The organism is Mycobacterium sp. IDUB_19 (assembly GCF_055419445.1).
Window position 1 is genome coordinate 1 of record NZ_JBVAXR010000172.1, and the last position, 961, is coordinate 961.

Sequence of the window (961 nt, forward strand, 5' to 3'; positions counted from 1 at the left end):
TTGCGCCGTGCGCAAGGCCAGCTGGCCGGCGTGATCTCGATGATCGAGCAGGGCCGCGACTGCAAGGACGTGGTCACACAGCTCGCCGCGGTTTCACGTGCACTTGATCGTGCCGGATTCAAGATCGTCGCCACCGGTATGCGCGAATGCACAACCGGAAAAGCTGCGAAGGGCAAGAAGCCGCTGACGGAAGACGAGCTGGAGAAGCTCTTCCTCGCGCTGGCCTGACAGCACGTCACACGGCTTCGTGTAGCGCGCCAGCCTGCGCAAAGTCCATCCATCGATGCGTTGACGGCGCCCCGTTCACACTGTCCCATACCCTACCCGGTAGGGTATATGGCGAGGCGCCTATCTGCGCCCAGGGGCAAGCAAGGAGGTTGACGTGCAACCGGCCGGGAGTCTCAATTTCCTCCTTCTCGCGCGCGTGCGGCGATGTCGCCTCGCTGTCACGGCAAAAGCCCAGGCAGTCGCGGTTGCGTGACCCGAAAGGCCATCCGAACAGGGCCGAACGGCCCTGTTCGGGCCGCTGACCCGACGCGAAACTGACAACACGAGGCAACGAAAGGGAAATCACCGATGTTGACCTTTCTCAAACGAACCTGGGTGCTGCTCGTGGTCGTGGTGGCAGTTGCCCTTGGTGCTATCGCTGTCACCCGGTTGCGCGGCGTTTTTGGCTCGGATTCGATCTTCACGGCAACCGGCAGCAGCGCCGAGCCGCTCGAGCCGTCGCACATCAAGCGGGTGACGTACGAGGTTTTCGGGCCCAGTGACACGGCAGGAAGCGTGAGCTACTTGAACAAGAGCGCCGAGCCGGAACAAGCGAACTTCACCAGCTTGCCCTGGACTTACACGATCACCACGACGGTGCCGGCCGTGATCGCCAACGTGGTGGCACAGGGCAATAGCGACAACATCGGGTGCCGCATCACTGTCAACGGGGAGGTCAAGGACGAAAGATCCA

The 961-nt window shown here is 62.2% G+C and carries 2 protein-coding genes; both read left to right on the forward strand.

The features are described from left to right. Nucleotides 1-228: metal-sensitive transcriptional regulator (locus ACZY0B_RS27705; RefSeq protein ID WP_463767342.1), on the forward strand; the 228-nt coding region annotated here is incomplete at its 5' end. Nucleotides 229-576: 348 nt separating this feature from the next. Then, on the forward strand, nucleotides 577-961 hold a 385-nt coding region (locus ACZY0B_RS27710; RefSeq protein ID WP_463767417.1), incomplete at its 3' end, for an MmpS family transport accessory protein.